19 protein-coding genes and 3 pseudogenes are annotated in these 26,389 nt (G+C 72.5%); 13 read left to right on the top strand and 9 right to left on the bottom strand.

The features are described 5' to 3' along the window. Positions 1–39 precede the first annotated feature (39 nt). Both ACZ5D2_RS13730 and eno read right to left on the bottom strand, forming a co-directional pair. Positions 40–4,278 carry a molybdopterin-dependent oxidoreductase gene (locus tag ACZ5D2_RS13730; RefSeq protein WP_371679937.1) on the bottom strand — a complete coding sequence of 1,413 codons (4,239 nt, stop codon included), beginning with the start codon at positions 4,276–4,278 and terminating at the stop codon, positions 40–42. Positions 4,279–4,578: 300 nt separating this feature from the next. Further along, the gene (eno, locus tag ACZ5D2_RS13735; RefSeq protein WP_371679938.1) at positions 4,579–5,886 is read right to left on the bottom strand and encodes a phosphopyruvate hydratase; all 1,308 of its coding nucleotides are present in this window, start codon (positions 5,884–5,886) and stop codon (positions 4,579–4,581) included. Positions 5,887–6,061: 175 nt separating this feature from the next. Here eno and ACZ5D2_RS13740 point away from each other — a divergent pair, with 175 nt between their 5' ends. From ACZ5D2_RS13740 to ACZ5D2_RS13755, 4 genes and pseudogenes are all read left to right on the top strand, one after another. Beyond that, entirely contained in the window at positions 6,062–6,484 is a 423-nt protein-coding gene (locus ACZ5D2_RS13740; protein WP_371679939.1) for a MarR family winged helix-turn-helix transcriptional regulator, read from the top strand. 143 nt (positions 6,485–6,627) lie between these two features. Further along, positions 6,628–6,782 (top strand): annotated as a pseudogene (locus ACZ5D2_RS13745) (MerR family transcriptional regulator); the annotation flags it as partial. 34 nt (positions 6,783–6,816) lie between these two features. Continuing rightward, positions 6,817–7,638, top strand: coding sequence for a molybdate ABC transporter substrate-binding protein (gene modA / locus ACZ5D2_RS13750; RefSeq protein ID WP_468929095.1), 822 nt, complete (start codon positions 6,817–6,819; stop codon positions 7,636–7,638). Positions 7,639–7,734: 96 nt separating this feature from the next. Continuing rightward, positions 7,735–9,660 carry an ABC transporter permease gene (locus ACZ5D2_RS13755; protein WP_371679941.1) on the top strand — a complete coding sequence of 642 codons (1,926 nt, stop codon included), beginning with the start codon at positions 7,735–7,737 and terminating at the stop codon, positions 9,658–9,660. A gap of 107 nt (positions 9,661–9,767) precedes the next feature. On the opposite strand, the pseudogene ACZ5D2_RS13760 reads toward ACZ5D2_RS13755, so the two are convergent. After that, a pseudogene (locus ACZ5D2_RS13760) lies at positions 9,768–9,905 on the bottom strand (PucR family transcriptional regulator); the annotation flags it as partial. Between the two features lie 244 nt (positions 9,906–10,149). On the opposite strand from ACZ5D2_RS13760, the gene ACZ5D2_RS13765 reads away from it, so the two are divergent. After that, complete coding sequence (locus ACZ5D2_RS13765; protein WP_371679942.1) at positions 10,150–10,353, top strand: hypothetical protein; 204 nt, start codon at positions 10,150–10,152, stop codon at positions 10,351–10,353. Positions 10,354–10,871: 518 nt separating this feature from the next. On the opposite strand, the gene ACZ5D2_RS13770 is transcribed toward ACZ5D2_RS13765, so the two are convergent. Next, a complete protein-coding gene (locus ACZ5D2_RS13770) occupies positions 10,872–11,615 on the bottom strand; it encodes a DUF6071 family protein (protein WP_371681361.1) in 744 nt (247 codons plus the stop codon). 5 nt (positions 11,616–11,620) lie between these two features. Next, positions 11,621–13,087 carry a carbamoyltransferase C-terminal domain-containing protein gene (locus ACZ5D2_RS13775; RefSeq protein WP_371679943.1) on the bottom strand — a complete coding sequence of 489 codons (1,467 nt, stop codon included), beginning with the start codon at positions 13,085–13,087 and terminating at the stop codon, positions 11,621–11,623. Between the two features lie 229 nt (positions 13,088–13,316). On the opposite strand from ACZ5D2_RS13775, the gene ACZ5D2_RS13780 reads away from it, so the two are divergent. Beyond that, positions 13,317–15,005 (top strand): alpha-amylase family glycosyl hydrolase, encoded by a 1,689-nt coding sequence (locus ACZ5D2_RS13780; protein WP_371679944.1) that lies wholly within the window; start codon positions 13,317–13,319, stop codon positions 15,003–15,005. A gap of 135 nt (positions 15,006–15,140) precedes the next feature. Continuing rightward, positions 15,141–15,432 (top strand): annotated as a pseudogene (locus tag ACZ5D2_RS13785) (SAM-dependent methyltransferase); the annotation flags it as partial. Between the two features lie 160 nt (positions 15,433–15,592). Here the strand turns inward: ACZ5D2_RS13785 and exaC are convergent. Both exaC and ACZ5D2_RS13795 read right to left on the bottom strand, forming a co-directional pair. Further along, on the bottom strand, positions 15,593–17,116 hold the full coding sequence (exaC, locus tag ACZ5D2_RS13790; protein ID WP_468929098.1) for an acetaldehyde dehydrogenase ExaC: 1,524 nt from the start codon (positions 17,114–17,116) through the stop codon (positions 15,593–15,595). Between the two features lie 56 nt (positions 17,117–17,172). Further along, positions 17,173–18,483 carry a GAF domain-containing protein gene (locus tag ACZ5D2_RS13795; protein WP_371679946.1) on the bottom strand — a complete coding sequence of 437 codons (1,311 nt, stop codon included), beginning with the start codon at positions 18,481–18,483 and terminating at the stop codon, positions 17,173–17,175. Between the two features lie 281 nt (positions 18,484–18,764). On the opposite strand from ACZ5D2_RS13795, the gene ACZ5D2_RS13800 reads away from it, so the two are divergent. Both ACZ5D2_RS13800 and ACZ5D2_RS13805 read left to right on the top strand, forming a co-directional pair. Next, positions 18,765–18,947, top strand: coding sequence for a hypothetical protein (locus ACZ5D2_RS13800; RefSeq protein ID WP_030232626.1), 183 nt, complete (start codon positions 18,765–18,767; stop codon positions 18,945–18,947). Positions 18,948–18,969: 22 nt separating this feature from the next. After that, entirely contained in the window at positions 18,970–19,515 is a 546-nt protein-coding gene (locus tag ACZ5D2_RS13805) for an MOSC domain-containing protein (protein WP_371679947.1), read from the top strand. Positions 19,516–19,665: 150 nt separating this feature from the next. On the opposite strand, the gene ACZ5D2_RS13810 is transcribed toward ACZ5D2_RS13805, so the two are convergent. Further along, a complete protein-coding gene (locus ACZ5D2_RS13810) occupies positions 19,666–20,454 on the bottom strand; it encodes a hypothetical protein (RefSeq protein WP_371679948.1) in 789 nt (262 codons plus the stop codon). Positions 20,455–20,588: 134 nt separating this feature from the next. Here ACZ5D2_RS13810 and ACZ5D2_RS13815 point away from each other — a divergent pair, with 134 nt between their 5' ends. After that, the gene (locus ACZ5D2_RS13815) at positions 20,589–21,503 is read left to right on the top strand and encodes an oxygenase MpaB family protein (RefSeq protein WP_371679949.1); all 915 of its coding nucleotides are present in this window, start codon (positions 20,589–20,591) and stop codon (positions 21,501–21,503) included. Positions 21,504–21,557: 54 nt separating this feature from the next. On the opposite strand, the gene ACZ5D2_RS13820 is transcribed toward ACZ5D2_RS13815, so the two are convergent. Beyond that, positions 21,558–22,166, bottom strand: coding sequence for a class I SAM-dependent methyltransferase (locus ACZ5D2_RS13820; RefSeq protein WP_371679950.1), 609 nt, complete (start codon positions 22,164–22,166; stop codon positions 21,558–21,560). A gap of 160 nt (positions 22,167–22,326) precedes the next feature. Here ACZ5D2_RS13820 and ACZ5D2_RS13825 point away from each other — a divergent pair, with 160 nt between their 5' ends. From ACZ5D2_RS13825 to ACZ5D2_RS13835, 3 genes are read left to right on the top strand one after another with little or no spacing between them, the layout of a single operon-like run. Next, a complete protein-coding gene (locus tag ACZ5D2_RS13825) occupies positions 22,327–23,148 on the top strand; it encodes an MHYT domain-containing protein (protein WP_371679951.1) in 822 nt (273 codons plus the stop codon). A gap of 49 nt (positions 23,149–23,197) precedes the next feature. Beyond that, entirely contained in the window at positions 23,198–25,873 is a 2,676-nt protein-coding gene (locus tag ACZ5D2_RS13830) for a sensor histidine kinase (RefSeq protein WP_468929102.1), read from the top strand. Beyond that, complete coding sequence (locus ACZ5D2_RS13835) at positions 25,873–26,379, top strand: roadblock/LC7 domain-containing protein (RefSeq protein ID WP_468929104.1); 507 nt, start codon at positions 25,873–25,875, stop codon at positions 26,377–26,379. Before ACZ5D2_RS13830 ends, ACZ5D2_RS13835 begins: the two co-directional genes overlap by 1 nt. Positions 26,380–26,389 lie beyond the last annotated feature (10 nt).

The raw sequence follows: 26,389 nt of genomic DNA on the forward strand, positions 1-26,389 counted from the left end.
GTCGCGGGGCGTGGGTCGCGCGGCGGGGGCGGGGGCCGGTCAGTAGACGTCACGGACGTAGCGCTTGTCGCCGGCGAGCTGCCGGACGTACGCGGCAGCCGATTCCTCGTCCATGCCGCCGTGCGCCGCGATGATCTCGTGCAGGGCCCGGTCCACGTCCTTGGCCATACGGCCGGCGTCGCCGCAGACGTAGAAGTGCGCGCCGTCCCGCAGCCACCGCCACAGACGAGGGCCGTGCTCGCGCATCCGGTCCTGCACGTAGATCTTGTTGCGCTGATCGCGCGAGAAGGCGACGTCGAGCCGGTCGAGGTGGCCGGAGGAGCGGAAGGCCGCCAGCGTCTCACGGTGGTAGAAGTCGGTGGCCTCGCGCTGCTCGCCGAAGAACAGCCAGTTGGGGCCGGTGTGTCCCTTCGCCAGGCGGTCTTCCAGGAATCCGATGAACGGTGCCACGCCGGTACCCGGACCGACCATGATCATGGGTGTGGCGGATCCGGCGGGCGGGCGGAAGTGCGGCGACCGCTGGACGAACACCTGTACGGGGCCGTCGTCGGCGCAGTCCGCCAGATAGGTGGAGCAGACGCCCGAGCGGTCGCGGCCCGTGTCGTTGGTGTAGCGGACGACGGACACCGTCAGCCGGACCTCGCCCGGGTGCGCGAGCGGGCTGGAGGAGATGGAGTACAGCCGGGGCTGGAGCCGCTTGAGGACGCCGGTCCACTCGGCGGTGGAGGCCCGGACGGGGAAGGCGCCGATGACGTCGGCGGCCTGCCGTCCCCAGCTCCATTTGGCCAACTCGCCCTTGTTGTCGGGGCGCAGCAGCCGCTGGAGGTCCCGGTCTCCGGTACGGGTGGCGACGAACCTGAGGAGTTCCGGGGTGATGCGGGCGATGTCGAAGCGGGTCCGCAGTGCCTCGCGGAGGGGCAGGTGCGCCCCGTCGGGGAAGGCGATGTCCTCGTCGGGGTCGAGGCCGGTGAGGGCGAGCCATTCGGCCACGAGGACCGAGCCGTTGGCCGGCCATACGCCGAGGGCGTCACCGGGCTCGTAGGCGAGCTCGCCGTCGCGGGTGTCGAAGGCGAACTGCCGCACCTCCTTTTGTGATCCGGGCAGGCTGAGCAGCCGGTTCCCGATCAGCAGGGTCGCGAACGGAGAGGCCTTGGAGTAGCTGCCGGGCGCCGCCGCACCTGTGGTGACGACCCCGGCGGAGGTGGCGGATGCCGTCGCGGGCTGTCGGCCGGCCGATGGGGCGAGGGCGGCGGTGATCCGGTCGAGCCACTGCCCGGTGGCTTCGTCGTAGTCGGGTTCGCAGTCGGTGCGGGGGTGCAGGCGGGTGGCACCGAGTTCCGCGAGGCGTTCGTCCAGGCGGCGCCCGTGGCCGCAGAAGTCGTCGTAGCCGGAGTCGCCGAACGCCAGCACGGCGTAGCGCAGGCCGTCCAGCCGGGCGGCATCGGGGGCGGCGAGCGCCTGCCAGAAGCCGGCGCCGTTGTCAGGACTGTCGCCGTCGCCGAAGGTGCTGGTGACGATCAGCAGGTCACTGTCGGCGGTGAGCTGCGCGGGGGTGAGGTCGGCCATGGAGAGCAGGGCCGGGGCATGGCCGGTCCCGGTGAGACGGGCGGCCGCGGTGGCGGCGAACTCCTCGGCGTTACCGGTCTGCGAGGCCCACAGCACGATGAGCCTGCGGGTCGTGACGACTTCGGGGGAAGCGGTGCCGGCCCGGTCGGGGGAGGCGGGGGCGGTGGGCGTGGTGGCCGTGTCCGTGGCCGTGCGGGAGAACATACCGGCCAGCACGCCGTCCACCCACCGCGCCGTCGCGGGGGCGAAGGGCGCGGTCGCGGGCAGTACCGGGACGCCGCCGGGCGGTGCCAGCGTGACGCCCGACAGGTATCCGGAGAGGTAGGTGCGCTCCGGCTCCTCCAGCGCCGGTCCGGTGAGGTCGGTGAGGCCGAAGAGGGCGGCGAGGGCGGACACGGCCGTGGCCACGCCTCCGGCCTGCGACTGCTGCGCCGCGACGGACGGGACGGCCGCGACGGACGGGATGGAGGGGGCGGACGGGGCGGCGGGCGCGGGCACGGCAACGGCCTCCTCGGGCTCCCGGGCGGCCACCACGCGCAGCGCCACGGCGCAGGCCTTGAACTCGGGCTGGAACGAGACCGGGTCGACGGCGTCGTTGGTGACGGCGTTGATGCTGAGGTACTCCCCGAACAGGTCGTTCCAGTGGAACGGCGCGAAGCAGTTCCCCGGGCGCACGCGGTCGGTGACGACGGCGGGCAGGACGGCGCGACCGCGCCGGGAGGCGACCTCGACGTGGTCCCCCTCCTCGGCGCCCATCGCGGCGGCGTCCTCGGGATGGAGCTCGACGAACGGGCCCGGGTTCAGCTTGTTGAGCCTGGCCACCTTGCCGGTCTTGGTGAGGGTGTGCCACTGGTGCTGCAGGCGGCCCGTGTTCAGCACGAACGGATAGTCGTCGTCGGGGAGTTCGGAGGCGGGCAGGTGGGGACGCCCCAAGAAGTGGGCACGGCCGGTGGCCGTGGGGAAGGCCAGCCGCGGCCGGGTCCCGTCCGCGCGTTCCAGGAGGGTCTGGCTGACGCCGTCGTTGAGGTAGCGGATCGGGTTGCGGTCGTCGCCGTCCTCGGACGGCGCCGGCCACTGGACCGGGGTCTCGCGCAGGCGCCGGTAGCCGACCCCGCGCAGGTCCCAGCCGGTCTTCGGGTTCCAGGCCCGCTTGAGCTCGTCGAAGACCTCCTCGGCGCTCGCGTACGTGAAGGCTCCGGTGAATCCCATCGCGCGGGCGACGCGGGCGATCAGCTGCCAGTCCGGCAGCGCCTGCCCGGGCGGGTCGACGACGCCCTGGACGAGGGTGAGGTTCCGCTCCGAGTTGACCATGACGCCGTCGGACTCCGCCCACAGCGTGGCGGGCAGCACCACGTCGGCGTACGCGTTCGTCTCCGTCTCGGCGAACACGTCCTGCGTGATGACCAGTTCGGCGGCCTCCAGGCCGGCGATGACGGACTTGCGGTTGGCGACCGACGCGACCGGGTTGGTGCAGATGATCCAGCACGCCTTGATGTCGCCCGCGGCCATCCGCTCGAACATCTCCACCGTCCCGCGCCCCACCTCGGTGCGCAGCGTTCCGGCCGCGATGCCCCACAGCTCCTCGACGAAGGCGCGCTCCTCGTCCACGAGGACGGAGCGCTGGCCGGGCAGCCCCGGGCCCATGTAGCCCATCTCGCGGCCGCCCATCGCGTTCGGCTGGCCGGTCAGCGAGAAGGGGCCGGAACCGGGGCGGCAGATCGCCCCGGTGGCGAGGTGGAGGTTGACCAGGGCGTTGGTGTTCCAGGTGCCGTGCGTGGACTGGTTGAGCCCCATGGTCCAGCAGCTCATCCACTCGCCGGCCTCGCCGATCCACCGCGCGGCCTGCCGGATGTCCGCTTCCGGTATCCCGGTGATCTCGGCGACCTTCGCCGGCGGGTAGTCCGCAAGGAAGCCGGGCATCTCCTCCCAGCCGTCCGTGAACTCGGCGATGAACGTCTCGTCCGTGTTCCCGTCCTCCACCAGCAGGTGCAGCAGCCCGTTCAGCAGCGCCAGGTCCGTTCCCGGCTTGATCTGCAGGAACAGGTCGGCCTTGTCCGCGGTGGCGTTGCGGCGCGGGTCGACGACGATCAGCTTGGCGCCGGCCGCCTTCACCCGGTCCATCATCCGCAGGAACAGGATCGGATGGCAGTCGGCCATGTTCGCGCCGATCACGAAGAAGGCGTCGGCCCGGTCGAAGTCCCGGTAGGACCCGGGGGGTCCGTCCGCGCCCAGCGAGAGTTTGTAGCCGGAGCCGGCGCTGGCCATGCACAGGCGGGAGTTGGACTCGATCTGGTTCGTCCCCACGAACCCCTTCGCCAGCTTGTTCGCCAGGTACTGCGCCTCCAGCGACATCTGCCCGGAGACGTAGAAGGACAGCGCGTCGGGGCCGTGCTCGTCGAGGATCGAGCGCAGCCGCCCGGCCACGGCCGTGATCGCCGCGTCCACGTCGGCCTCCACGGGCTCGGCGCCGCGCTCGGCGCGGACCAGAGCCGTGGCGGCCCGCCCGGCGGCGGCCATCATGTCGGCGCTGGTCGAGCCCTTCGTGCAGAGCCGCCCGAAGTTCGTCGGGTGGTTCTTGTCCCCGGAGGCCTTCTCGGCGGTCCGCCGGCCGGTGGCGGGGTCCCGGCCGATGCCGAGCAGGATGCCGCAGCCGACTCCGCAGTACGAGCAGACCGTCCGTACGCTCTCCGCCTTCGCATCCGGCGTCGTCACCGAGACTCCTTCCCCAGGGCCACCGTCCTCGCCCCGCGCGAACCGGGTGAGCCGCGGCAGGAGTGGGGAGGTCCCCACGGCCACGACCGTAGGAAGAGCGCATTACCGGGCGATCACGCCCCGCGGGTGCCGCGTGTAAACCGGCCCGCACACCGCTCGCCCCCTCGGTGTGAGCGCCACGGCGGTGACCGGCGCGACGCGCCCCGTGCGGCGCTCCACCGCCCGTGTCCCCCCGCAGGTACGCGAGCGGGCCCCCGACCGTGACCGGGGGCCCGCGCGGTCCCTACGCCTGCCGGCCGGTCACGCCCGGCGCAGTGCGGAGCGGCCCGCGTAGCGTGCCGAGTCGCCCAGTTCCTCTTCGATCCGGATCAGTTGGTTGTACTTCGCCGTGCGGTCGGAGCGGGAGAGCGAGCCGGTCTTGATCTGGCCGCAGCCGGTGGCCACCGCCAGATCCGCGATGGTGGTGTCCTCCGTCTCGCCCGAGCGGTGCGACATGACGGCCGTCCAGCCCGCCCGGTGGGCCGTGGCCACCGCGGACAGCGCCTCGGTCAGGGTTCCGATCTGGTTGACCTTGATGAGGATCGAGTTGCCGACTCCGGTGCGGATGCCCTCGCGCAGGAGCCTCTCGTCGGTGCAGAACACGTCGTCGCCGGTGAGCTGGCAGCGGTCGCCGACGCGGGCGGTCAGCTCGCGCCAGCCGTCCAGGTCGTTCTCCGCCATCGGGTCCTCGACGGAGACGATCGGGTAGGCGTCGATGAGCTTGGCCAGGTAGTCGGCGTTCTGGGAGGGGGTGCGGCGCACCCCCTCGCCGGCGTAGTCGTACACCCCGTCGCGGAAGAACTCCGACGAGGCCGGGTCCATGATCAGGCCGATGTCCGTGCCCGGGCGGTAGCCGGTGCGCTCGATGGCGGCCACCACGAAGTCGAGCGCCTCCTCGGCGGTACGCAGCGCGGGCGCGAAGCCGCCCTCGTCGCCGACGCCCGTGGAGTGCCCGGCGGCCAGCAGGTCGCGGCGCAGGGTGTGGAAGACCTCGCTGCCCATGCGGACGGCTTCGGCGAAGGTGTCCGCGCCCACGGGAGCGATCATGAACTCCTGGAAGTCCAGCGGATTGTCGGCGTGCGCCCCGCCGTTGACGATGTTCATCATCGGCAGCGGCAGGCGGTGGGCGTCGGCGCCGCCGAGGTAGCGGTAGAGCGGCTGGCGGTGGGCCGCCGCGGCGGCCTTGGCGGTGGCGAGGGAGACGCCGAGCACCGCGTTGGCGCCGAGCCGCGACTTCGTGGCGGTGCCGTCGAGGCCGACCAGCGCGGCGTCGAGCCCCGCCTGGTCCGCCGCGTCCCGGCCGCGCACGCACGCCGCGATCTCCCCGTTGACGTGGGCGACCGCGCGGTCGACGCCCTTGCCGTGCCAGCGCGCGGAGTCTCCGTCGCGCAGTTCCACGGCCTCCCGGGCGCCGGTGGAGGCGCCGGAGGGGACGGCCGCGCGCCCCAGGGACCCGTCCGTCAGGACGACGTCGACCTCGACCGTGGGGTTGCCCCGGCTGTCGATGATCCGGCGTGCGGTGACGGTCTCGATGCCGGCGTCGACGTTCCCGGCTGCCCGTGCGGACATGGTGGTTCCTCCCCGTTGTCATGTGCCGGGCCCCGGCTGCGACAGCGCTGGCGCTGGGCCCGACAAGTCCAAACCATACAGCCATGCTGTGCAGTTTTGCTGAACAGCATTGCTGTACAGCATGGCTGTGCAGGTCAGGTGCGCAGCAATGCTGCACAGCGGGGTAAAGTGCCGTATGCCCACCTCGGAAGCCGCCGCCATCGCCGCAGAACTGCGCACCGCGATGGGCAAGCTCACCCGGCGCGTCAAGCACGAGGACCGCATCCCGCTGGGCCAGGCCGCCGTGCTCGGCGCACTCGACCGCAACGGCGCCATGACCACCAGTGACCTCGCCGCCGATCAGCGGGTACGCCCCCAGTCGATGGCACGGGCGGTGGGGCTCCTCATGGAGCAGGACCTGATCACGCGCCGGGCGCACCCCACGGACGGCCGCAAGTCGCTGGTCGAGCTGTCGGACGCGGGCCGGACCGCGCTCGAAGCCGAGCGCGGCCGCAGGGCCGGCTGGCTCGCCCAGGCCATCGAGGCCGAGCTCACGGATGACGAGCGGGCGCTGCTGGCCCGGAGCGCCACCCTGCTGGAGCGGCTCGCCGCGCGCTAGAGCGCCGGAGGGGACGTCCCCTGGCCGCGCCCTCCCCGGAACCCGCGAGCGCCTCGTTCGGGGGTTTTCGGCTCGCCCCGTCGCATCTGCCCTGATATGCAGAGGCATGGTCACATTGCAGATGCCGACGTTCCCTCCCTAGCGTGTCGCACATGCGGCACCACACCGCGGGTCAGGCCGCACGTCCGCTCGGCGTGAGCCCCGACACCGCACGCCGCCGGGCCGACGCCGGCACGTTCCCGCCGACCGGGAGGGCCGTGAACGCTCGGGGCGCCGCCTCATCGACGGACGGGACCTGACGGTCCCCTTCAGTCTCAGGAGAACCAGCGACCATGCCCCGAATCCTCACCACCCGCCGCACCCGCCGCACCGCCGCCGGCCTGCTCGCCGGTGCGCTCCTGATCCCGGTGCTGGCCGCCTGCTCCGGAGACGACAGCAAGGACACCACGACCGCCGCCAGCGCCGGCAGCTCCGAGTCGGGGGTCCCGAAGGCGGACCTGACGGTCCTGGCCGCGGCCTCCCTCACCGACGTCTTCAAGGCCGCGGGCGCCGCGTACGAGAAGACGCACCCGGGCACGAAGCTCACCTTCTCCTTCGCCGGTTCGCAGGAGCTGGCCGCACAGGTCAAGCAGGGCGCGCCCGCCGACGTACTCGTCACGGCCGACACCAAGACCATGGACGGGCTGAAGGGCGACACGAACGACCCGAAGGTCATCGCGAAGAACCGTCTGGTCATCGCGACCGGCAAGGGGAACCCCCGCAAGATCGACAACCTGAAGGACCTCGCCGACACGAAGATCAAGGTCGTGCTCGCCGCACCCGAGGTCCCGGCCGGCCGCTACTCCCGGCAGATCCTCGACGCCCGGAAGATCGACGTGAAGCCGGTCTCCCAGGAGCCCAGCGTGCGCGCCGTCCTGTCCAAGATCGAGCTCGGCGAGGCCGACGCCGGCCTGGTCTACAAGACGGACGCCGCCACCGCCGAGGACAAGGTCGTCGCCGTCGACATCCCCGACGACCAGAACGCCGTCGCCTCCTACCCGGCCGCCTCCCTCAAGGGCTCGAAGCACCCCGCCGCGGCCGATGCCTTCGTGACCTGGCTCTCCGGTCCCCAGGGCCAGAAGTACCTCCAGGACGCGGGCTTCCAGAAGCCGTAGCCGGCCCGGCCGGCACGCCGAACGGGGGCCGCCCCCACGGGTGGCCCCCAGCGGCCCACCGCGCCCCGCCCCGACTCCCGCCGAGGACCGCCCTTCATGCTCCGTGGCCGCCGGATATCCGGCACCCGCCCCTCCATCGCCCTGGCGCTGCCCGCGCTGCTGGCTATCGCGTTCCTGCTGCTGCCGCTCATCGGCATCCTGGTACGCACCCAGTGGAGCGAACTCGGCACCCACCTGACCAGCCCGGGCGTGGTCGAAGCGCTCAAGCTGTCGCTGATCGTCTCCTTCGCCGCGCTCGGACTGTCCCTGGTCCTGGGCGTGCCCCTGGCGTGGCTGCTGGCCCGGGTGGAGTTCCCCGGCAAGACCCTCGTACGGTCCCTGGTCCTGCTGCCGATGGTGCTGCCGCCGACCGTCGGCGGCGTCGCCCTCCTCCTCGGCTTCGGACGGCGCGGACTGCTCGGCCCCTGGCTGGAGGACACCTTCGGGATCGTCTTCCCGTTCCACACCTCCGGCGCGGTCCTCGCCGCGACCTTCGTCGCGATGCCGTTCCTCATCATCAGCCTGGAGGGCACCCTCGCGGGCCTCAAGCCCACCTACGAGGAAACGGCGTCCTCCCTCGGCGCCTCCCCCGTCCGGGTGTTCTTCACCGTCACCCTCCCGATGGTCGCCCCCGGGCTCGCCGCCGGAGCGGCCCTCGCGTGGGCCCGCGCGCTCGGCGAGTTCGGTGCCACGATCACCTTCGCGGGGAACCTGCCGGGCGAGACCCAGACCCTGCCGCTCCAGGTCTACCTGCTCCTCCAGGACGCGCCCGAGGCCGCCACCTCCGTCTCCCTGCTCCTGCTGGCGATCGCCATGGGCGTCCTGGTCGCCCTGCGCGGCCGCTGGACCGGCTCGGTCGGCCGCCCCCGCGCCGGCTCCGCCGAGCCGGAGCCGGCCGCCGCGGTCCCGGCCGCCACCGAACCGCCGGCGCCCGTGCACACGACGGAGCCCTGGCCGCTGCACGCGGAGGTGACCGGCTTCAACGAGCTCACCCTGGACGCCGAGCCGGGCACCACCATCGCCGTCGTGGGCGAGAACGGCGCCGGCAAGACCACCCTGCTCCGGGCCCTCCTCGGCCTGACCCCGCGCGCCCACGCCGAACTCAGGCTCGGCGACCTCGACGTGACCGCCCTGCCCCCGCACAAGCGGCACGTCGCCTGGGTCCCGCAGGACGGCGCGCTCTTCCCGCACCTGAACGCCCTCGCCAACACCGCCTACGGGCTCCGCGCCCACGGCATGCCGAAGGCCGAGGCCCGCACGGAGGCCCGCCGCTGGCTCGACCGGCTCGGCGTCGGCCACCTCGCCCACCGCAAGCCCGCCGAACTCTCCGGCGGCCAGGCCCAGCGCGTCGCCCTCGCCCGCGCCCTCGCGGCCCGTCCCCGCCTGCTGCTCCTCGACGAACCGCTGGCCGCCCTCGACCAGACCACCCGCGGCCACGTACGTCACACCCTGCGCCGCCACCTCGCCGGCTTCGGCGGGGTCTGCCTCATCGTCACCCACGACCCGGTCGAGGCCGTCTCGCTCGCCGACCGGGTCCTCGTCCTCGCCGACGGCCGCACCCTCCAGGACGCTCCGCCCGCCGAAGTCACCCGCCACCCCCGCTCCCCGTGGGTGGCCCGCATGCTCGGCCGCAACGCCTGGCCCTGCACCGCCACCCGCGCAGGCCTCACCCTCGCGACCGGCGGCACCCTGGTCGCCGCCGACCCGCTCCCCGAAGGCGCCAGGGCACTGGCGATCATCGCTCCCGAGTCCGTGTCCCTCCACCGCGACAAGCCCACCGGCAGCCCCCGCAACGTGTGGCCCGGCACGGTCCGCGAGATCACCGTCGTCGGCAGCCGCCTGCGGATCCTGATCACCTCCGACCGGATCCCGGACCTCATCGCCGAGATCACCCCCCAGGCCGCCACCGAGCTCGCCCTTGCCGACGGCACCGACGTCTGGGCCGGCCTCAAGGCCACGGAGATCACCCTCGTCGAACTCTGAGCCCGGTCCGGGGCCCGGCGTCCCGCTGCCGCCGAACGGCAGTCCATGACGTCCCGGGCCAGCCGCCGCAGAGATCGGGACGGTTCCGCCGGCCCCCTCCGGCGAGGTCACGGATCGTTGGCGGGCCAGTCGAGGAGGCGGGCGCCGATGACAGCGGTCCGGAGCGTGTAGCGGTGGGCCTGGTCGGTCGGGTCGGCGCCGGTGAACCGGTGGATCCGCTCCAGCCGGTAGGTGAAGGCCCGCACGCCCGGATCTCGGCATCAGCCCGGCCACCGGATACCTCCGCCCGGTGATCGGAATCCCACCGGAGCCGGTGCCGTTCACGACCTATCCGGCCGTGCTCGCGAAACCGGCGTCGGTCTCCGCGATCACCGGCTTCACGCCCCCGGCTCCCGGCGCGCCCGCCGACACCACGGACGCCACCGGCCCCGGCGGTGGCCAGGCGTCCCTCGCAGCACGACGACGGCGACGTGCAGTCGGGACCCGATCGTGTTTCCGTCCGGGCAACAGCCGCAGATCCGGCTGCAATTGGCGCAGACCCTGGTCGGCATCCTCAACCAGACGCTCATCCTCCGGACCGGCGGGGGCCGGGTGGCCGCCTTCGAGGTGCCGGTGGGCACGGCGGCGATCCGCAACCTGATCCGCGAGGGCAAGAACCGAGTGCGAGATCTGTCACGGCGGCGCGAAGCTTGACGGCGTGCTGAAGGATTCGGTCGCGGTTCACGCACCATAGGGCGCCGACCGAGGCGCCCTCGTGGGCCATCCGGTTCCGGGCCTGTCTGGCCTTGTGCAGGGTGTCCATGTCCATGGTCCGTCTCATGGTGTGCGCGGCCAGGCTGTGCAGCGGCCGGCCGGCAGCGTGTCGGCGGGGACTGCGGCGACGGCCTCTTCGAGGGCGCCCGTTCTGGTATCACGTCGTATCCTGCGGAACTCCGTATACGGAGCTGTTCTCGCTGACGCCTTGCGGCTGGAACGACCGCTCTTCCTCGGTCGGATCTTGGTAGCACACTTACATTTACCGGCGTCGTGCTGACGGCCAGTCACAAGGAGGACGTGAACCGGCTCGCAGTTCGCGTCACCCAAGATGCCGATGAGCAGCCGTCGGCCACGCCGAACAGGCCCTGGCGGTCGATCGGCAGAAGGGTGCCTCGTCCGCATCGCCTCGGACAGGGATGGGGCGATGGTGGCCAGGGCCTCGACGGCTTCACGTGTCACCCGCCGCCCGGGGCGGCACCCGCGATGCCGTGATCCCGCAGCCAACGGGTGAGCGAGGCGCCGAAGGACGCGTGTGCCTCCTCCAGCGGGTGCTGCATCTCGCCCGTTGGGAACCGGCCGAGGATGTCCGAATAGAACGAGACGCGTGAGCTCGTCACCGAACCGCCGTACACGGTCGCCGGGTCCAGCCCGCTGAGCAGCCGTCGGCTCTGCTCGTCCTGCCGAAAGCGCAGAACGTCCCAGGCGAAGACGTATCTGCCCCGCACACCTCTGGAGCGCAGGTAACCGTCGAGCATGAGCCAGTCCAGCGCGAAGTTGGTCATGGCCCCTTGGGAGCTCCAAAGGTGACGGTAGTAAGCCTCGGACAATTGGTCCTCGATCTGGATCCGCCATCGGCTCAGGCGGTGCCAGCGCAACTCGTCGGGCAGGTCCGGCCGGAAGCCGTGCCCTTTGTCCCGCCGCCGTGTGTAGCACTCGTGACGTGAGAGGCCGGTCCACATGCAGAGCACGAGCATCTCCTCGACGGGCACCTGGTGTGCTGCGGCGAGGTGGTCGAGTTGACCGACGGTGGTTCGGACGACGCGCCGGTTCGAGCCCCCGTCGCAGCCCAGGTTGACCAACGGCACACCCAGCGCCTCGGCCACCAGGGCCGGCCACGCGTCCTGTGCGCGCTCCAGCTCTGCTCCACGGGTGTAGCTGCACCCGTTGGCGACGAGGAGGCGGACGGGGCGGGACATCACGGGGCTCAATGGACGCGCACTCCTTCCTTGTCCCCGAAGGCCTCGGCATCGCGCCAGGTGTTGACGAGCGGTTCTCCACGGGAGTTCAAGCTCGTGTTGAGGAGCATGGGGCAGCCCGTCTCGGTCTCCCACTGCCGAAGCAGCTCGTACAGGACGGGATGGTCGCGCTGGGCGACGCTCTGTACCCGGCTGGTGCCGTCCACGTGCACCACGGCGGGGAACGCTTCCGGCTCACGGCACCTGGCGGTAAACTGCATGTACGGGGTGGCCGGCACGGGTACGTCGAAGTACTCGTGCAGCAGTTCCTCCCGGATCACGGGCGCGAACGGCCTGAACTTCTCCCGGCCCTTGACTCTGTTGACACGGTCCTTCATGTTCGCCGTCCGCGGGTCCGCGAGCAGGGACCGGTTGCCCAGGGCCCTTGGCCCGAACTCGGCGGCGCCGTTGGCGACGGCGGCTACGCCGTCCGTGCTCAGGCTGGTCACCACGGCCGGGATGTCGAGGTCGCGCTCGATACGGGTCCCCAGGTACGGACCCTCCCATCGCAGGGGCTTGCGCAGCTGAGCGGCTGCGGCTCCGACGCTTGAGCCAGCGTCCCCGGGATTCGGGAAGATCCACAGCCGGGAGAAGCCCGCCTCGCGCGCGATCGCCGAGTTGGCCACGCAGTTCAGCGCCACTCCGCCCATGAGGATCAGATTGGGGGCGCCGACCTCCTTGCGCGCCCAGACGGCGGCTTCGACGAGCACCCTCTCGGTGACCGCCTGGATGCTCGCGGCGAGGTCCTCGGGGCGAGCTTCGGGCAACCATTCTCCGATGCCCCGATGGACGTTCGAGGCCAGCCGATAGCCGGGCGGATCCAGGGTGATCCAGGTGTCGAGGATCTCGTCAACGTGGCGTGGTTGTCCGTACGCGGCCATGCCCATGAGGATGTACTCGTCCTCGTTCGGCTTGAAGCCGCACCGCCGGGTGAAGGCGCTGTACAACAGCCCGAGACTATGCGGGTAGCGGCGGCGGTAGCGTAACCGGAGTCCTGATTCCAGGGAGTAGCCGAAGACCGTGAAGCAGTCGAACTCTCCGATGGCATCCGCGACTATGACGGCCGCCTCGTCGAACGCGCTCGTGGCGATCCCCGCCCAGGCGTGCGCTTCGTGGTGCCCCACGATCGAGACGGGCGTCCTGTGTGACAGGCCGGCGCTTCTCAGGTACCTGCGAGGCAGGTCGGATGCCGATGTCGCGTGGCCCCACTGCCCGGCGCGCAGATGCCGGAGTTTCTTCAATACAGGTCGCTCGTACCAGACGATTTCGTCCGGCGCGCCGAAACTCATGGCTTCTCGGATCAGTCGGGGATGCAGCAAGGCATCGTTCTTGATCCGGGAATAGCGTTCCGCGTGTGCGGCGAACGCGATCCGATTGTCCTGTACGACGGCCAGTGACGCGTCATGGGACAGCGCTGAAATCCCCCAAGTGATCACGATGTCGGCCGCATCACTTGTACATGAACGGGTCGGAACGCCGCAGACGCCATCGTCTGAGCGCCCACGCCATCCGCTGAAACAGGACGCGTGCTTTGCCGATCATGGTTCCCCCCAGTCCTGGCCGGCCGAGTCCGCGTTCGAGTGAAGCACGAAACCCCCAGGGGAACAAGAGAGTCTGTGTGGCACGGTCTGGACCCTAAAACGGCAACTGCCTAGGGTCGCGACCATGAATTCTGCCGCAGACCAGCCTTCGCGATCAGGGGTGGACGGACCCGCTTCTGAGCCCGGGGCGCCGGAGAGTCTTGCCGAGACCTCGCTCGCGAAGTCCGGCGAGCGCAGGTACCACCCCTCGCCGGAGGACTGGCGTGCGGAGGTCCTCTACTCCCTCGTCGTGGACCGATTCCAGTCCCAGCCCCTGGCGACGGTCGAGGGAGATCCCGCCGATGGCCTTTCGCGCCACGGGGGGAATCTCCGAGGCCTGTCCACACGACTCGACTACATCCGCGAGCTCGGCGGTACGGCGTTGCACCTGACCCCGGTCGCACTCAACGGCCAGGGCTCGTACCACGGATACGCGCCCCGCCATCTGATGGCGGTGGACCCGCGCCTGGGCACGATGCAGGATCTTCGGCAGCTAGTCTCCGAAGCCCACAGACGAGGCATCCGTGTCGTGCTCGACCTCGTACTCAACCACGCCGGTCCCGTCTTCGAGTACGCCGACGGCAGTAATCACTGGAGGGGCGCGGAGGTGCCGGCGGATGTGCACGGGGAGATCGGGATCCGCCCGCTCGAACTCGCTTCGCCGCAGCACTTCTCGCGGCGGGGCGTCATCGACGACTGGAACGACAACGAGCAGGAGACTCTGGGAGACTTCCCACCGGATTACCGCAGACTTGCGACGGAGAATCCGCAGACACAGAGGATTCTGGAATTCATCGCGTGCTGGTGGATCCGGGAGACTGACATCGACGGATTCCGCCTCGACGCTGTGCGGCACATGGATAGAACCTTCGTGGCCAAGCTCTGCGGGACCATCAAGAGGTACACCGCAGGTCTCGGAAAGGCGAACTTTCTCGTCATCGGTGAGCACGCGGGCGACGACGACGCTTTGATCGCCTCCTGTTTCTCGCTCGGATTGGATGCCGTCTACAACTACGGCGAATATCGACGCCAAAGCTGGGCCCTCCATGGCCGGGCGCCCGCGAGCGAACTCGAGGAGAGTCACACCACCGCGTCAAAGGCGTTCGGCCGTGATCATGGATTCACCGTCCGGTTCATCGACAACCACGACGTCTACCGGTTTCTCCGCGAGGGCGAACCGGATGGACGCCTCCGGGTCGCCCTCGCCCACGTCATCCTCTCGATCGGTATCCCCATGATCTACTACGGCACGGAGCAGGGATTCCGTCAGTGCACGGGGCGGTTGGACCCGGAGAATCTCTGTGATCCCGCCGACCCGGAGAACCGGCAGGACATGTTTCCCGAGGGGAAGTTCACCTCGCCCAGTTCCGCAGGGGACAGCTTCGACAACTCCTCCGTCTTCTTCCGGTGGACCCAGCAGCTCATCGACCTCCGTGGCCGGCGCCAGGCCCTGCACCTCGGAGAGCAGGAGGTGCTCTTCTCGGAACGGGGCAGGCCGGGACTCTACGCCTTCATGCGTCACCACGAGGGCGAGCGCATACTGATCGTGCTGAACACCCGCTCCCGCCCGGCCTCGCGTAGATTGCCCGTCGGTGTGCTCTTCGAACCGAAAGCCTCCCCCGAGCGGCATTCCCCTCTCTCGAACCCCGTCCTGCAGAGCCTCCTCCCGCCCCATCCGGCGGCCCGGGTGCACCGGACGCCCGGCGGACCGCTCGTCGCGGACATCACACTCCCCGCGTTCGGAGTAGGCGTCTTCTTGGCGCGGGCCACGTGAACATCGGGTGCATTGCGCGACCAGAACAGGGGAGTTGCCCGAGCGCTGCGATTCGTCGAAGGTATGACCGACATCGAATCGCGCATCGACACGTCCCAGCCGCACGCCGCCCGGATATGGAACTACGGGACCGGCGGCAAGGACGACTGCCCGGTCGGCCGGGGCGGCCTGTTCCCTGGCCATCGGTACCGGACTGCCGAGCGCAGGCAACACGCACGAGGTCGCCCAGTGCTTCGCTCCCGACGCACGGGGCGTGTACGCGGACAACGACCCGCGTGCTCGCCCGTGCCCTGCTCGTCGGGACGCCGTAGGGTGCACGGACGGTCGGCGCGTTCGAGGGCCGCGTAGGCAACCCCCGCGGCCCCGCGAGCGCGCCGTGAACCCCGCGCCACCCTGCCTTCGGGCGAACCGGAACGGAACCGGCTGATCGGGGTTCCCCAACAGTCTCGTTTTTGGCCTGTTCCCCTGTCGGGATTGCAGAGGCAGTGCGGGGGGAGCAACATGACCGGCCGTCTACTGCAGCACTGCCCCATGGCTCGCGATCTCGCCTGCCCCCAGCGTCTCCTGGCGGGACTCGCCGAAGGCGCTCAAAAGAGGCCGAGCTTCTTCGGGGAGTAACTGACCAGCAGGTTCTTCGTCTGCTGGTAGTGCTCCAGCATCATCTTGTGGGTCTCGCGGCCGATGCCCGACTGCTTGTACCCGCCGAAGGCGGCATGGGCCGGGTAGGCGTGGTAGCAGTTCGTCCAGACGCGGCCCGCCTGGATCGCGCGGCCCGCGCGGTAGGCCGTGTTGATGTCGCGGGTCCAGACGCCGGCCCCCAGGCCGTAGGACGTGTCGTTGGCGATGCGCACGGCGTCGTCGAAGTCCTCGAAGGACGTCACCGACACCACCGGACCGAAGATCTCCTCCTGGAAGATCCGCATCCGGTTGTCCCCCTCGAAGATGGTCGGCTGGACGTAGAAACCGCCCGCCAGGTCACCGCCGTGGTCGATGCGCCCGCCGCCCGTGAGGACCTTCGCGCCCTCCCGCTGGCCGATCTCCACGTACGACAGGACCTTCCTCAGCTGTTCCGCCGAGGCCTGCGCACCGATCATCGTGTCCGTGTCCAGGGGATGGCCCGGCACGATCAGTTCCGTACGGGCGACCGCCGCGTCCAGGAAATCGCCGTACCGGCCGCGCTCGATCAGGGCGCGCGACGGGCTCGTACAGACCTCGCCCTGGTTCAGCGCGAACATCGTGAAGCCCTCCAGGGCCTTGTCGCGCAGGTCGTCGTCCGTCGTCCAGATGTCGTCGAAGAACAGGTTCGGACTCTTGCCGCCGAGCTCCAGGGTGACCGGCTTCAGGTGCTCGGCCGCGTACTGCATGATCAGACGCCCGGTCGAGGTCTCCCCGGTGAAGGCCACCTTCGCCACGCGCGGGCTCGACGCGAGCGGCTTGCCCGCCTCCTCGCCGAAACCGTTGACGACGTTCACCACGCCCGGCGGCAGCAGGTCGGACACCAGGCTCAGCCAGTAGTGCACCGAAGCCGGCGTCTGCTCGGCCGGCTTGAGGACCACGGTGTTGCCGGCCGCGAGCGCCGGGGCGAGTTTCCACACGGCCATCAGGACGGGGAAGTTCCACGGGATGATCTGGGCGACCACGCCCAGCGGCTCGTGGAAGTGGTAGGCCACCGTGTCGTCGTCGAGCTGGCTCAGCGCCCCCTCCTGGGCGCGCAGCGCGCCCGCGAAGTAGCGGAACTGGTCGATCGCGAGGGGTATGTCCGCGGCGAGGGTCTCGCGGACCGGCTTGCCGTTCTCCCACGTCTCCGCGACCGCGAGGGCCTCCAGGTTCCGCTCCATCCGGTCCGCGATGCGCAGCAGGACCGCGGACCGCTCGGTGACCGAGGTGCGGCCCCAGGCGGGGGCCGCCGCGTGCGCCGCGTCCAGGGCCCGCTCCACGTCCTCCGCCGTGCCCCGCGCGATCTCGGTGAAGGGCCGGCCGTTCACGGGGGAGGGGTTCTCGAAGTACCGCCCCCGGGCCGGTTCGACGTACTCGCCGCCGATGAAGTGGTCGTAGCGGGACGCGTACGTCATCAGCGCGCCCTCGGTCCCGGGCGCAGCGTAACGGGCCATGGTGTTCCTCCCCTTGCCGGGCGCCGGCCACCGTCGGACGGCACTCGGGGAGGAGGCTAGGAGCGGGCGGGTTGCGGGTACGTTGCGTACCGCCGGGGCATCCGCTGCGGGCCGCCGCCCAACTCCGCGTCCAGGGCCCGTACGCGGGCCAGCGCGGCCGGCCGGCCCTCCGGCGGCAGGGCCGCCGCCAGCGCCCGCCACACCTCCGGGTCCTCCGCTCCCCACGCACTGCACACCCAGTCGGTCAGCAGCCCCGCGTCCGCGCGGGCGATCACCGCCGCCCGCGCCTGGTCCTCGATGCGCCGCCGCAGCCGTACGATGCCCGGCGCGCCGGAGGCCGGCAGCAGGGGGCCCGCGTACCGGGACAGGCCGGCCGACACCGCGCCGGCGGCCAGGTGCCGGGTGACCGCGGTGAAGTCGGCCTCCACGGGGGCGGCGGTCCGGTAGGGACGGGAGAGCAGGTTCCCGGCGCCCAGCAGCGTGCGCAGCCGGGACACTTCCGCGCGCAGGGTCACCGCCGAGACCGACTCGTTCTCGTACAGCGCGTGGGCGAGTTCCTCCCCCGACAGGCCCTCGGGGTGCTGTGCGAGCAGGGCCACGATCTCGCTGTGCCGCCGCCCCAGCACGATCCGCCGGCCGCCGAGCACCAGCAGGGCCTCGTCGCGGCCGAGCGCCGAGAGGCTGTCCCGGGCCCCGTCGGCCGGCTGCGGCGCGAGCAGCGCCAGCTGGGCCTCGGCGGCCCGGGCCACCGCCTGCACGAAGGCGAGCGAGTGGGGGTGGGCCAGTCCGTCGCCGCCGGTGATGTCGACCGCCCCCAGCACCCGTCCGGTGGCGGGATCGCGCACCGGGGCCGCCGCGCAGGTCCAGGGGTGCACGAGGCGGCTGAAGTGTTCGGCCCCGAAGACCTGGACGGGCTCCCCGAGCGCGACCGCCGTGCCGGGTGCGTTGGTCCCCATCGCGGTCTCCGCCCAGCGGGCCCCCGGTACGAAGCCCAGCCGCTCGGCCCGCCGCAGGGTCGCCGGTTCCCCCTCGACCCACAGGAGCGCGCCGCGCGCGTCGCACACCGCGAGCAGATGGGCCCCATGGGCCGCGAACGCCCCGACGAGGTCCCGGAACAGGGGCATCACCCGGGCCAGGGGGTGTGCCGCGCGGTAGTCCCGCAGGTCCGCCCCGGCCAGCTCCAGCCGGGGCGCGCACTCCGGGCTGACCCGCGCCCGCGCGCACCGCCGCCAGGACCGGGCGATCACCGCCCGGACCGGCGGTTCGACGCGCCCGTCCCGGGTGAAGGCCTCGTGCGCCCGCCGCAGGACGCGCGTGCGCTCGACGGGATCGGCCCCGCCCGGCAGCGCCAACGACGGACCGCCCATGTCACCCTCCCGAGGGGCCGTGGCGCCGCGGGTGCGCGGAGCGCCCCCATCGTCGTGCGGCTCCCGGCCCCCGGCAAGCACCACGTCGGCCACACCGCGCCGAAACCGGGTGGGGCGGGGGATCCGAGGGGGCGAGGCCAACCCGTCCCAGGGAGCCACGGGGCCGGAGCGATGCCGTGACCCGGGTCACTTCGAAGACCGCCCGGGTGGCCGGGAACGCACGGCCCCCGTGGCGCGTTGTTGCAGGTAGTGGTCGACGTGGAAGAAGGAGGTGTCCGCAGATGTCGAAGGGCGCGAAGATCGCCGTTGGCGCGGTCGTGGCAGCCATCGTGCTGTATTCCCTGCTCGGGTTCTGGGCAGGACTGGCGGTCCTGATCGGGGTCCCGGTGGTGGCGTATCTGCTGCTGGACTCCTCCCAGAAGCGTCGTCTGCGGGGCATGTCCAGGAAGCAACTCGGCCGCTGAAGGCCACAGGGGGGCGTTTTCGATGAGCAGGGCACGGATCAGGGCGGTCAGCAGCAACGCCGAGTACTCGTTCACCAAGCCCAACCGGGAGAGCATCACGCTGCTCGCGGGCCTGGGGGTGGAGGGCGACGTGCACGCGGGGGTCACGGTCAAACACCGTTCACGGGTGGCCGCCGACCCGACCCAGCCGAATCTGCGCCAGGTGCACCTGATCCACCAGGAGCTGTTCGACGAGGTGGCGGCGGCGGGATTCAGCGTCGGACCGGGCCAGCTCGGGGAGAACGTCACCACCGAGGGCATAGACCTGCACGCGCTGCCGACGGGCGCCCTCCTGCGCCTCGGCGAGGAGGCGGTGGTCGAGGTGACCGGGTTGCGCAATCCCTGCCCGCAGATCAACGCCTTCCAGGACGGGCTGCTCAAGCAGGTCGTCGGCCGGGATGAAGAGGGCCGGGTGATCCGCAAGGCCGGGATCATGGGCGTGGTCCACCGGGGAGGCACGATCCGCCCCGGCGACGCCATCACGGTGACCCTGCCCGACCTCCCGCACGTTCCGCTCGAACGCGTCTGAGACCCGGCCGGCCGGCTGCGCCGACGCGGGGCGTCGCCGGGCAGCCCGGCCGCCGGTCCGCCGGCGGGCGGCCTTCGCCGCACGCGCCGACTCGCGGCCGGGCTCCGGGCCGACCCGGAGGGCGTGGGCCCGAAGGCGCGCCGCGGGGAGTCAGGACAGCCGGCCGGCCACCCGCTCCAGGGCCGCCAGCAGCTCCGGGAGTTCGGGCAGTTCCGCGTCGCCCGCGCGCGGGACGGTCAGGACCTCGCCCGGCTCCTCGTCCAGCAGGACGAAGGCCGCGTCGTCGGTCCGGGCCACCAGGGACCAGCCGGGCCCGTCCGCCCGGATGGTCCGCACGCCCTCACCGGCGAAGGCGGACCGGACACGGCCCGGCGGTGGCGCCTGCACGGCGTATCCCGTGGCCTCCCGCAGCGCCCGCGCCAGCCCGGGGTGCGCCGCGGCGGCGGCCCCGCCGTCCGTCGCGACCCGCTCGCGCCAGTCCGCCCACTCCCGGGCGATCTGGTCCGCGCCCATGCGCCGCTGCACCGGGCCCCACGACTCCGCCGACGGCGGGGCCAGCGGCACCCGCCCGGTGCCGTCCGCGCCCTGCTCGGGGTCGTGCGGCTCCGGGATGCCCGGCGCCGCCACCGTCAGATCCAGCGGCCAGCCCGCCAGCGAGAGCACGATCGTGCTCTCGTCGGGCGACAGCTCGTACTCCATGCCGCAGTCCCAGGAGGCGATCGCGGTGGCCACGAGCGAAACGTCGTCGACGACGACCGTCCAGCGCGCACCCTCCGCGTCCTGCCCGAGCACCAGCCCGTACCCGTCGGCGACCGCCGGCACGCCCAGCAGGGCACAGGCCTGCGGAAAATCGTCGCCGAACGCCGTCGGGAACTGCGTGGGGGTCAGCAGTACGGCGGTCAGCACGAACAGCGAACCCCCATCCTCCTCAGCGGACACGTGGCCTCCCGATCGCTCTCTCGTCGGCGCACCTTAACCAGCGGGTAATACGCGCGTCGAGAGTCCACGGGAGGCGATTTCCAAGCCCGCTACCTGCACGTAGAGTTGGGCACCCGCCACAGAAAGGGACACCGGTGCAGCGTTACGACCGGCTGAGGGAGATCCTCCGGCTCGACCCCGACAAGGACTTCCTGGCCATCTACCGGCTCACCGCCACCTATGAGTTCCCGTGGGACTTCACCCGCGCCCTGGAACTCGCGCTCTTCCGCACCTACGCCGTCCCCTCCATCGGCAGCCTGCTCGCCGAGACGGCCGAATTCACCCGGCACGCCCAGAAGCGCTACGACGACACCGCGCTGCTCCTCGACGCGGTCGTCGAGCACGGCTTCGACAGCGACACGGCGCGCACCGCGATCCGCCGCGTCAACCAGATGCACCGCAGCTACGACATCTCCGACGACGACATGCGCTACGTCCTGTGCACGTTCGTCGTGATCCCCGCCCGCTGGATCGACGCCTACGGCTGGCGCCCGCTGACCCACCACGAGCGGCGGGCCTGCGCCACCTACTACGCCACCCTCGGCCGTCATCTGGGCATCAAGGACGTTCCTGGCTCCTACGAGGAGTTCGAGACCACCCTGAACGCCTACGAACGGGCGCACTTCGGCTGGGACGAAGGGGGCCGGGAGGTCGCCGACTCCACCCTCGACCTCATGGCGTCCTGGTACCCGGCACCGCTCGCCCCCGCCGTGCGCCGTGCGAGCCTCACCCTCCTCGACGAGCCGCTGCTGAGCGCCTTCCGCTACGAGCCCCCGGGCCCCGGCCTCCGACGCCTGGTCCGGGGCGCGCTGTGGCTCCGGGGCCGCGCGGTGCGGCTCCTGCCGCCCCGCCGGGCCCCCCACTACGCCCGCCAGAACCCGGAGATCAAGGGCTACCCGGACGGCTACGACGTCGGCGAGCTCGGTACGTTCCCCGTGCCCGGCGCGGGCGGCTGCCCCGTGCCGCATCCGCGCCGCCCGGCCGGAGCCGAAGCCCAGCCGCCCGCGTAGCCGCCGGGCGCCGGGGCGGCCCCGGTGCGCGGGGCGACGTAGGGTCCGAAAGGCTCAGGGGCGGCGGGCCGCCAGGACCAGGAAGTGGGCGTCCTCGTCGGCGTACGAGGTCATGTCCCAGCCCGAACCGGACAGCAGCGGGCGGAGGTTGTGCTCCGCCCGCAGGTCGTCCGGGGTCAGCTCGCGACCGTGGCGGGCGGCGAGCGCCGCTCGCCCGATCGGGTGAAACAGCGCGAGGCGGCCGCCGGGGCGGACCGCACGGGCGAGCTCGCGCAGGTTCGCCGCCGGGTCGGGCAGGTGCGCGATCAGCCCGGCCGCGAACACCGCGTCGAGGGATCCGTCGCGCAGCGGCAGCCGGGCCACGTCGGCGAGCAGCAGGGTGCCGTCGGCGTCCCGCCCGGCCTCCCGCGCGGCGGCCAGCATCCGCTCGGTGAGGTCCACGCCGAGCACGGTTCCGGAAGGGCCGACGGCCGCGCGCAGCGGGGGCAGGGCCCGGCCCGTCCCGCAGCCCGCGTCGAGCACCCGGTCGCCGGGGCCCAGGCCCAGCTCGCCCACGGCGGCCGTGAAGGCGGGCCCGTCCTCGGGGAACTTGCGGTCCCAGCCGGCGGCGCGTGTCCCGAAGAACTCCTGCACGTGTGTGTGGTCCTCGTTCGTACGGCTCATGCCCCCATGATCCCGTACCGTCGCCCGCCTGCGGGCCGTGTGCAAGCTGGCACGTGGGGTGATCGGAGATGAACGTATCTCTGTCATATTCCAGCAGTTCCAGCGGCTTTCGAAATGCTTCCCCTGTTCGTGCCCTCACCCGGACTAGCGTCCCGTGGCCATGGGACACCTGGACCACGCCGCCTATGGCTGGCTGACACCCGCACTGTCATATGTGATGGCATCGATCGGCGCCGCCCTCGGACTGCGCTGCACCGTCCGCGCGCTCGCCGCCACCGGGGCCTCCCGACGCAACTGGCTCCTCACGGCGGCCTCGGCCATCGGCACCGGCATCTGGACGATGCACTTCGTCGCGATGCTCGGCTTCCACGTCACCGGCACCGAGATCCACTACAACGTGCCGCTGACCATCCTCAGCCTGCTCGTCGCGGTGCTCGTCGTCGGCGCCGGGGTCTTCGCCGTCGGCTACGGCCCGGCCCGCGGCCGGTCCCTCGTCCTCGGCGGTCTGACCACCGGACTCGGCGTCGCGAGCATGCACTACCTCGGCATGGCGGCCCTGCGCCTGCACGGCCGGGTCGTCTACGACCCGCTCACCGTCGGGCTCTCCGTCGTCATCGCCGTCGTCGCCGCCACCGCCGCCCTCTGGGCCGCGCTCAACATCAAGTCGCCGGCGGCCGTGGCCGTCGCCTCGCTGGTGATGGGCCTCGCGGTCAGCAGCATGCACTACACCGGGATGCTGGCCGTCTCCGTCCGCGTCACCCCCTCGGACCAGGCGCTGCCCGGAGCCACCTCCCTGCAGTTCATCTTCCCGCTCGCGGTCGGGCTCGGCTCCTACCTGTTCATCACCGCCGCGTTCGTGGCGCTGTCCCCGACCGCCGACGAACGCGCCGCGTCCGCCTCGGCCTCCGGTGCCGTCACCGTCCCCTCGACCGGACCCGGGGCCCCCGGCCGACCGGGCGAGGGCGCCGTGCCCGCGCACTGAACGACCGCCCGTCCCGGCCCCGCCCCGTACCGCCCCGAACGAGGAGCCCATGCGCACATCCCGCAGAAGACCGCAGGCAGCGGCTCCGCGGCCACCCGTGCCACCGGCGCGCGGCCGCCGGGCGCACGCCGGTCCCCCCGCCGAGGAACCACCGGTCCCGGACCCGGTCCCGGATCCGCGTACCGTCCCGGCCGGGGGCGCGCCCGCCGGCACGCGCCCCCGGATCTGGCTGCGCCCCGCCACCGTCCGGGCGAAGATCGTCTCGCTGCTGATGGTCCCGGTCGTCTCCCTGCTCGGCCTGTGGGCCTTCGCCACCGTCGCCGCCGCCCAGGACGTCGCCCGGCTCAGCCGGGTCCGGCAGGCCGACGCCGAGATCCGCACCCCCGTCGCGGCCGCCCTGACCGAGCTCCAGGCCGAACGCCGGGCCGCCGTCCGCTTCCTGGCCGATCCGGCCTCCGACCAGGCGGCGGCCCTGGAACAGCAGGCCCGGCGCACGGACGACGCCGTACGCCGGCTCCGCCTCGGGAACCGGCACACCGTCGCCGACTCCGGCGACTACCACGGCGACGTGGTCACCCGACTGGACACCTTCGTCTCCCGCGCGGAAGGGCTCGGCGCGACCCGCAAGGACGTGACCGGGCGCCGCGCCACCCCGGACGGCGCCTACGCGGTCTACACCGAGGCGGCCGACTCCGCCCTCGCCGTCGAGGGCGCCCTCTCCGGCGGTCAGGACCCCGAACCCGGCCCCGACCGCCGCGTCCTGCTGGAGTTCACCCGAGCCGGCGAGATGCTCTCCCGCGAGGACGTCCTGCTCGCCGTGCCGGGACCCCGCAGCCCCGACGCGCTCCGCCGCCTGACCGGTGTGATCGAGAACCGCCGCACACTGACCGCCGCCACCGCCCCGGACCTGCCGGCGGCCCAGCGCGCCGCCTGGGAGTCCGTGGCGAAGAGCGCGTCCTACGCCGAGCTCACGGGCGCGGAGGACAAGGCCCTGGCCGCCGCCCCCGTTGCTACCGCCCCCGCCGGAGGCGCGACGGCGCAGCGGGAGGCCCCCCGCGAGGCGCCGCGCGGAGTGCCCGCCGGGTGGGAGGCGGCGTACACGAGCGTCAGCGGCTCGATGCGCGACATCCGGCTGGCCGCCGCCGCCGGGTCCGCGGGCCGGGCCGACCCGCTCGCCGAGGGCCTGCTCGGCCCCGCCGGGGCGGCGGTACTGCTGGGGCTGGCCGCCGTCGCCGCCTCGCTGGTCATCTCCGTCCGCATCGGCCGCACCCTGGTCGTCGAACTGGTCGCGCTGCGCAACACCGCCCTGGAGATCGCCCACCGCAAGCTCCCGGACGCCATGGACCGGCTCCGCGCGGGCCGGGCCGTGGACATCGACACCGGCGTCGAGGCCGGGCCCGTGCCCGGACGGACCAGCGAGGACGAGATCACACAGGTCGGTACCGCGCTGTCCACCGTCCACCGGGCGGCTCTGAGCGCCGCCGTCGAACGGGCCGAATTCGCCAGCGGGGTGAGCGGGGTCTTCGTCAACCTCGCCCGCCGCAGCCAGGTCCTCGTGCACAAGCAGCTCAACCTGCTGGACTCCATGGAGCGGCGCGCCGACGACCCCGACGAGCTCGACGACCTCTTCCGGCTCGACCACCTCACCACCCGGATGCGCCGCCACGCGGAAAGCCTGATCATCCTCTCGGGCGCCGCTCCCGGCCGGGCCTGGCGCGTGCCGGTCCCGCTCACGAACGTCGTGCGCGCCGCCGTCTCCGAGATCGAGGACTACCCGAGGGTCGAGGTCCGAGGCCTCGCCGAAGCCGCCGTCGTCGGCGCTTCGGTGGCCGACCTGACCCACCTCCTCGCCGAACTCGTCGAGAACGCCACCCAGTTCTCCCCGCCGCACACCAAGGTCCGGGTCAGCGGCGAGTCCGTCGGCGCCGGGTACGTCCTGGAGGTCGAGGACCGGGGGCTCGGCATGGGCCGCGAGGCGCTGGCCGACGCCAACCGCCGCATCGAACACTCCGAGGACCTCGACCTCTTCGACAGCGACCGCCTCGGCCTGTTCGTGGTCAGCCGTCTCTCCTCCCGCCACGGGGTGCGGGTGCGCCTGCGGCCGTCGCCCTACGGAGGCACGACCGCGGTCGTGCTGCTGCCCAACTCCCTGCTCCAGGGCGCGATCGGGCCCGGCCCCGCCTCCGCCCCCACCACCCCCGACCCCGGCCCCGTGTCCCCGGCCGGTGCGGGGCAGCCGGAGCGGCCCGCGGCCGTGAGTGTCGTACGGGAGACCGTGCGCGGCGTCCCGGCGCCCGGCCGGCCGTCCGTCCCGGCGCCCGCCTCCGGCCCGGCCCCCGTCTCCGCCGCGCCCGGCGCCCCCGGACCGCAGGGGTCGCGCCCCGCTCCGGTCGCCCCCCTCCCGCCGCGCGGCCCCGGTGGCACGGGCACCCGTACGCACCCGGTGTCCGCCCCCGCCCCGGCCCCCGTGCCCGCCCCTGCCCTCACCGCGGCGTCGGTCACCGAACTGCCGCGCCGGGTACGGCAGGCCAGCCTGGTCCCGCAGCTGCGCGAGGCGTCCGTCGCCCAGGCCCCCGGCGCCGGGAACGCCGAGGAGCCCCCGGACCGCAGCCCCGAACAGGCCCGGGACCGGATGGCCGCCTTCCGGGCGGGCTGGGCGCGCGGGACCCGGGAGACCTCGAACCCGAACGGCGGCCCCCACGCGGGCAGCGAAGGAGAAGTGTGATGATCGAACACCACGGGACGGGCCACGGGACCGGCCGCGGAACGGTCGGCCGCGGGAGCGACCGCGGGATCGGCCACGGGAACGATGCCGACCCGGTGCGCCGGTCCGGCGAGCTGGACTGGCTGCTGGACGACCTGGTGACGCGGGTCCGCGAGGTCCGGCACGCCGTCGTCCTGTCCAACGACGGCCTGGCCGTGGGCTCCTCCAGTGCGCTGAGCAGGGAGGACGCCGAGCACCTCGCCGCCGTGGCCTCCGGGTTCCACAGCCTGGCCAAGGGCGCGGGCCGGCACTTCCGCACCGGGGGCGTGCGCCAGACGATGGTGGAGATGGACGAGGGCCACCTCTTCGTCGCTGCCGCGGGCGACGGCTCCTGCCTGGCCGTCCTCAGCGCGGCCGGTGCCGACATCGGGTTGATCGCCTACGAGATGGCCCGGCTGGTCAAGCGGGTCGGCGAGCACCTGTACGCCCCGCCCCGGTTCGCGGTCCGCCCGCCGGCCGCAGGGTGAGGGCGGCGGT

The organism is Streptomyces sp. NPDC031479, from assembly GCF_055581065.1.

Excerpts from the sequence above, each read along its gene's own strand:
- ACZ5D2_RS13825 (WP_371679951.1), top strand. The coding sequence starts at position 22,327 with ATGGGACACCTGGACCACGCCGCCTATGGCTGGCTGACACCCGCACTG.
- ACZ5D2_RS13830 (WP_468929102.1), top strand. The coding sequence starts at position 23,198 with ATGCGCACATCCCGCAGAAGACCGCAGGCAGCGGCTCCGCGGCCACCC.
- exaC (WP_468929098.1), bottom strand. The coding sequence starts at position 17,116 with ATGGCCCGTTACGCTGCGCCCGGGACCGAGGGCGCGCTGATGACGTAC.
- ACZ5D2_RS13835 (WP_468929104.1), top strand. The coding sequence starts at position 25,873 with ATGATCGAACACCACGGGACGGGCCACGGGACCGGCCGCGGAACGGTC.
- ACZ5D2_RS13795 (WP_371679946.1), bottom strand. The coding sequence starts at position 18,483 with ATGGGCGGTCCGTCGTTGGCGCTGCCGGGCGGGGCCGATCCCGTCGAG.
- ACZ5D2_RS13780 (WP_371679944.1), top strand. The coding sequence starts at position 13,317 with ATGAATTCTGCCGCAGACCAGCCTTCGCGATCAGGGGTGGACGGACCC.
- modA (WP_468929095.1), top strand. The coding sequence starts at position 6,817 with ATGCCCCGAATCCTCACCACCCGCCGCACCCGCCGCACCGCCGCCGGC.
- eno (WP_371679938.1), bottom strand. The coding sequence starts at position 5,886 with ATGTCCGCACGGGCAGCCGGGAACGTCGACGCCGGCATCGAGACCGTC.
- ACZ5D2_RS13820 (WP_371679950.1), bottom strand. The coding sequence starts at position 22,166 with ATGAGCCGTACGAACGAGGACCACACACACGTGCAGGAGTTCTTCGGG.
- ACZ5D2_RS13755 (WP_371679941.1), top strand. The coding sequence starts at position 7,735 with ATGCTCCGTGGCCGCCGGATATCCGGCACCCGCCCCTCCATCGCCCTG.
- ACZ5D2_RS13805 (WP_371679947.1), top strand. The coding sequence starts at position 18,970 with ATGAGCAGGGCACGGATCAGGGCGGTCAGCAGCAACGCCGAGTACTCG.
- ACZ5D2_RS13740 (WP_371679939.1), top strand. The coding sequence starts at position 6,062 with ATGCCCACCTCGGAAGCCGCCGCCATCGCCGCAGAACTGCGCACCGCG.
- ACZ5D2_RS13800 (WP_030232626.1), top strand. The coding sequence starts at position 18,765 with ATGTCGAAGGGCGCGAAGATCGCCGTTGGCGCGGTCGTGGCAGCCATC.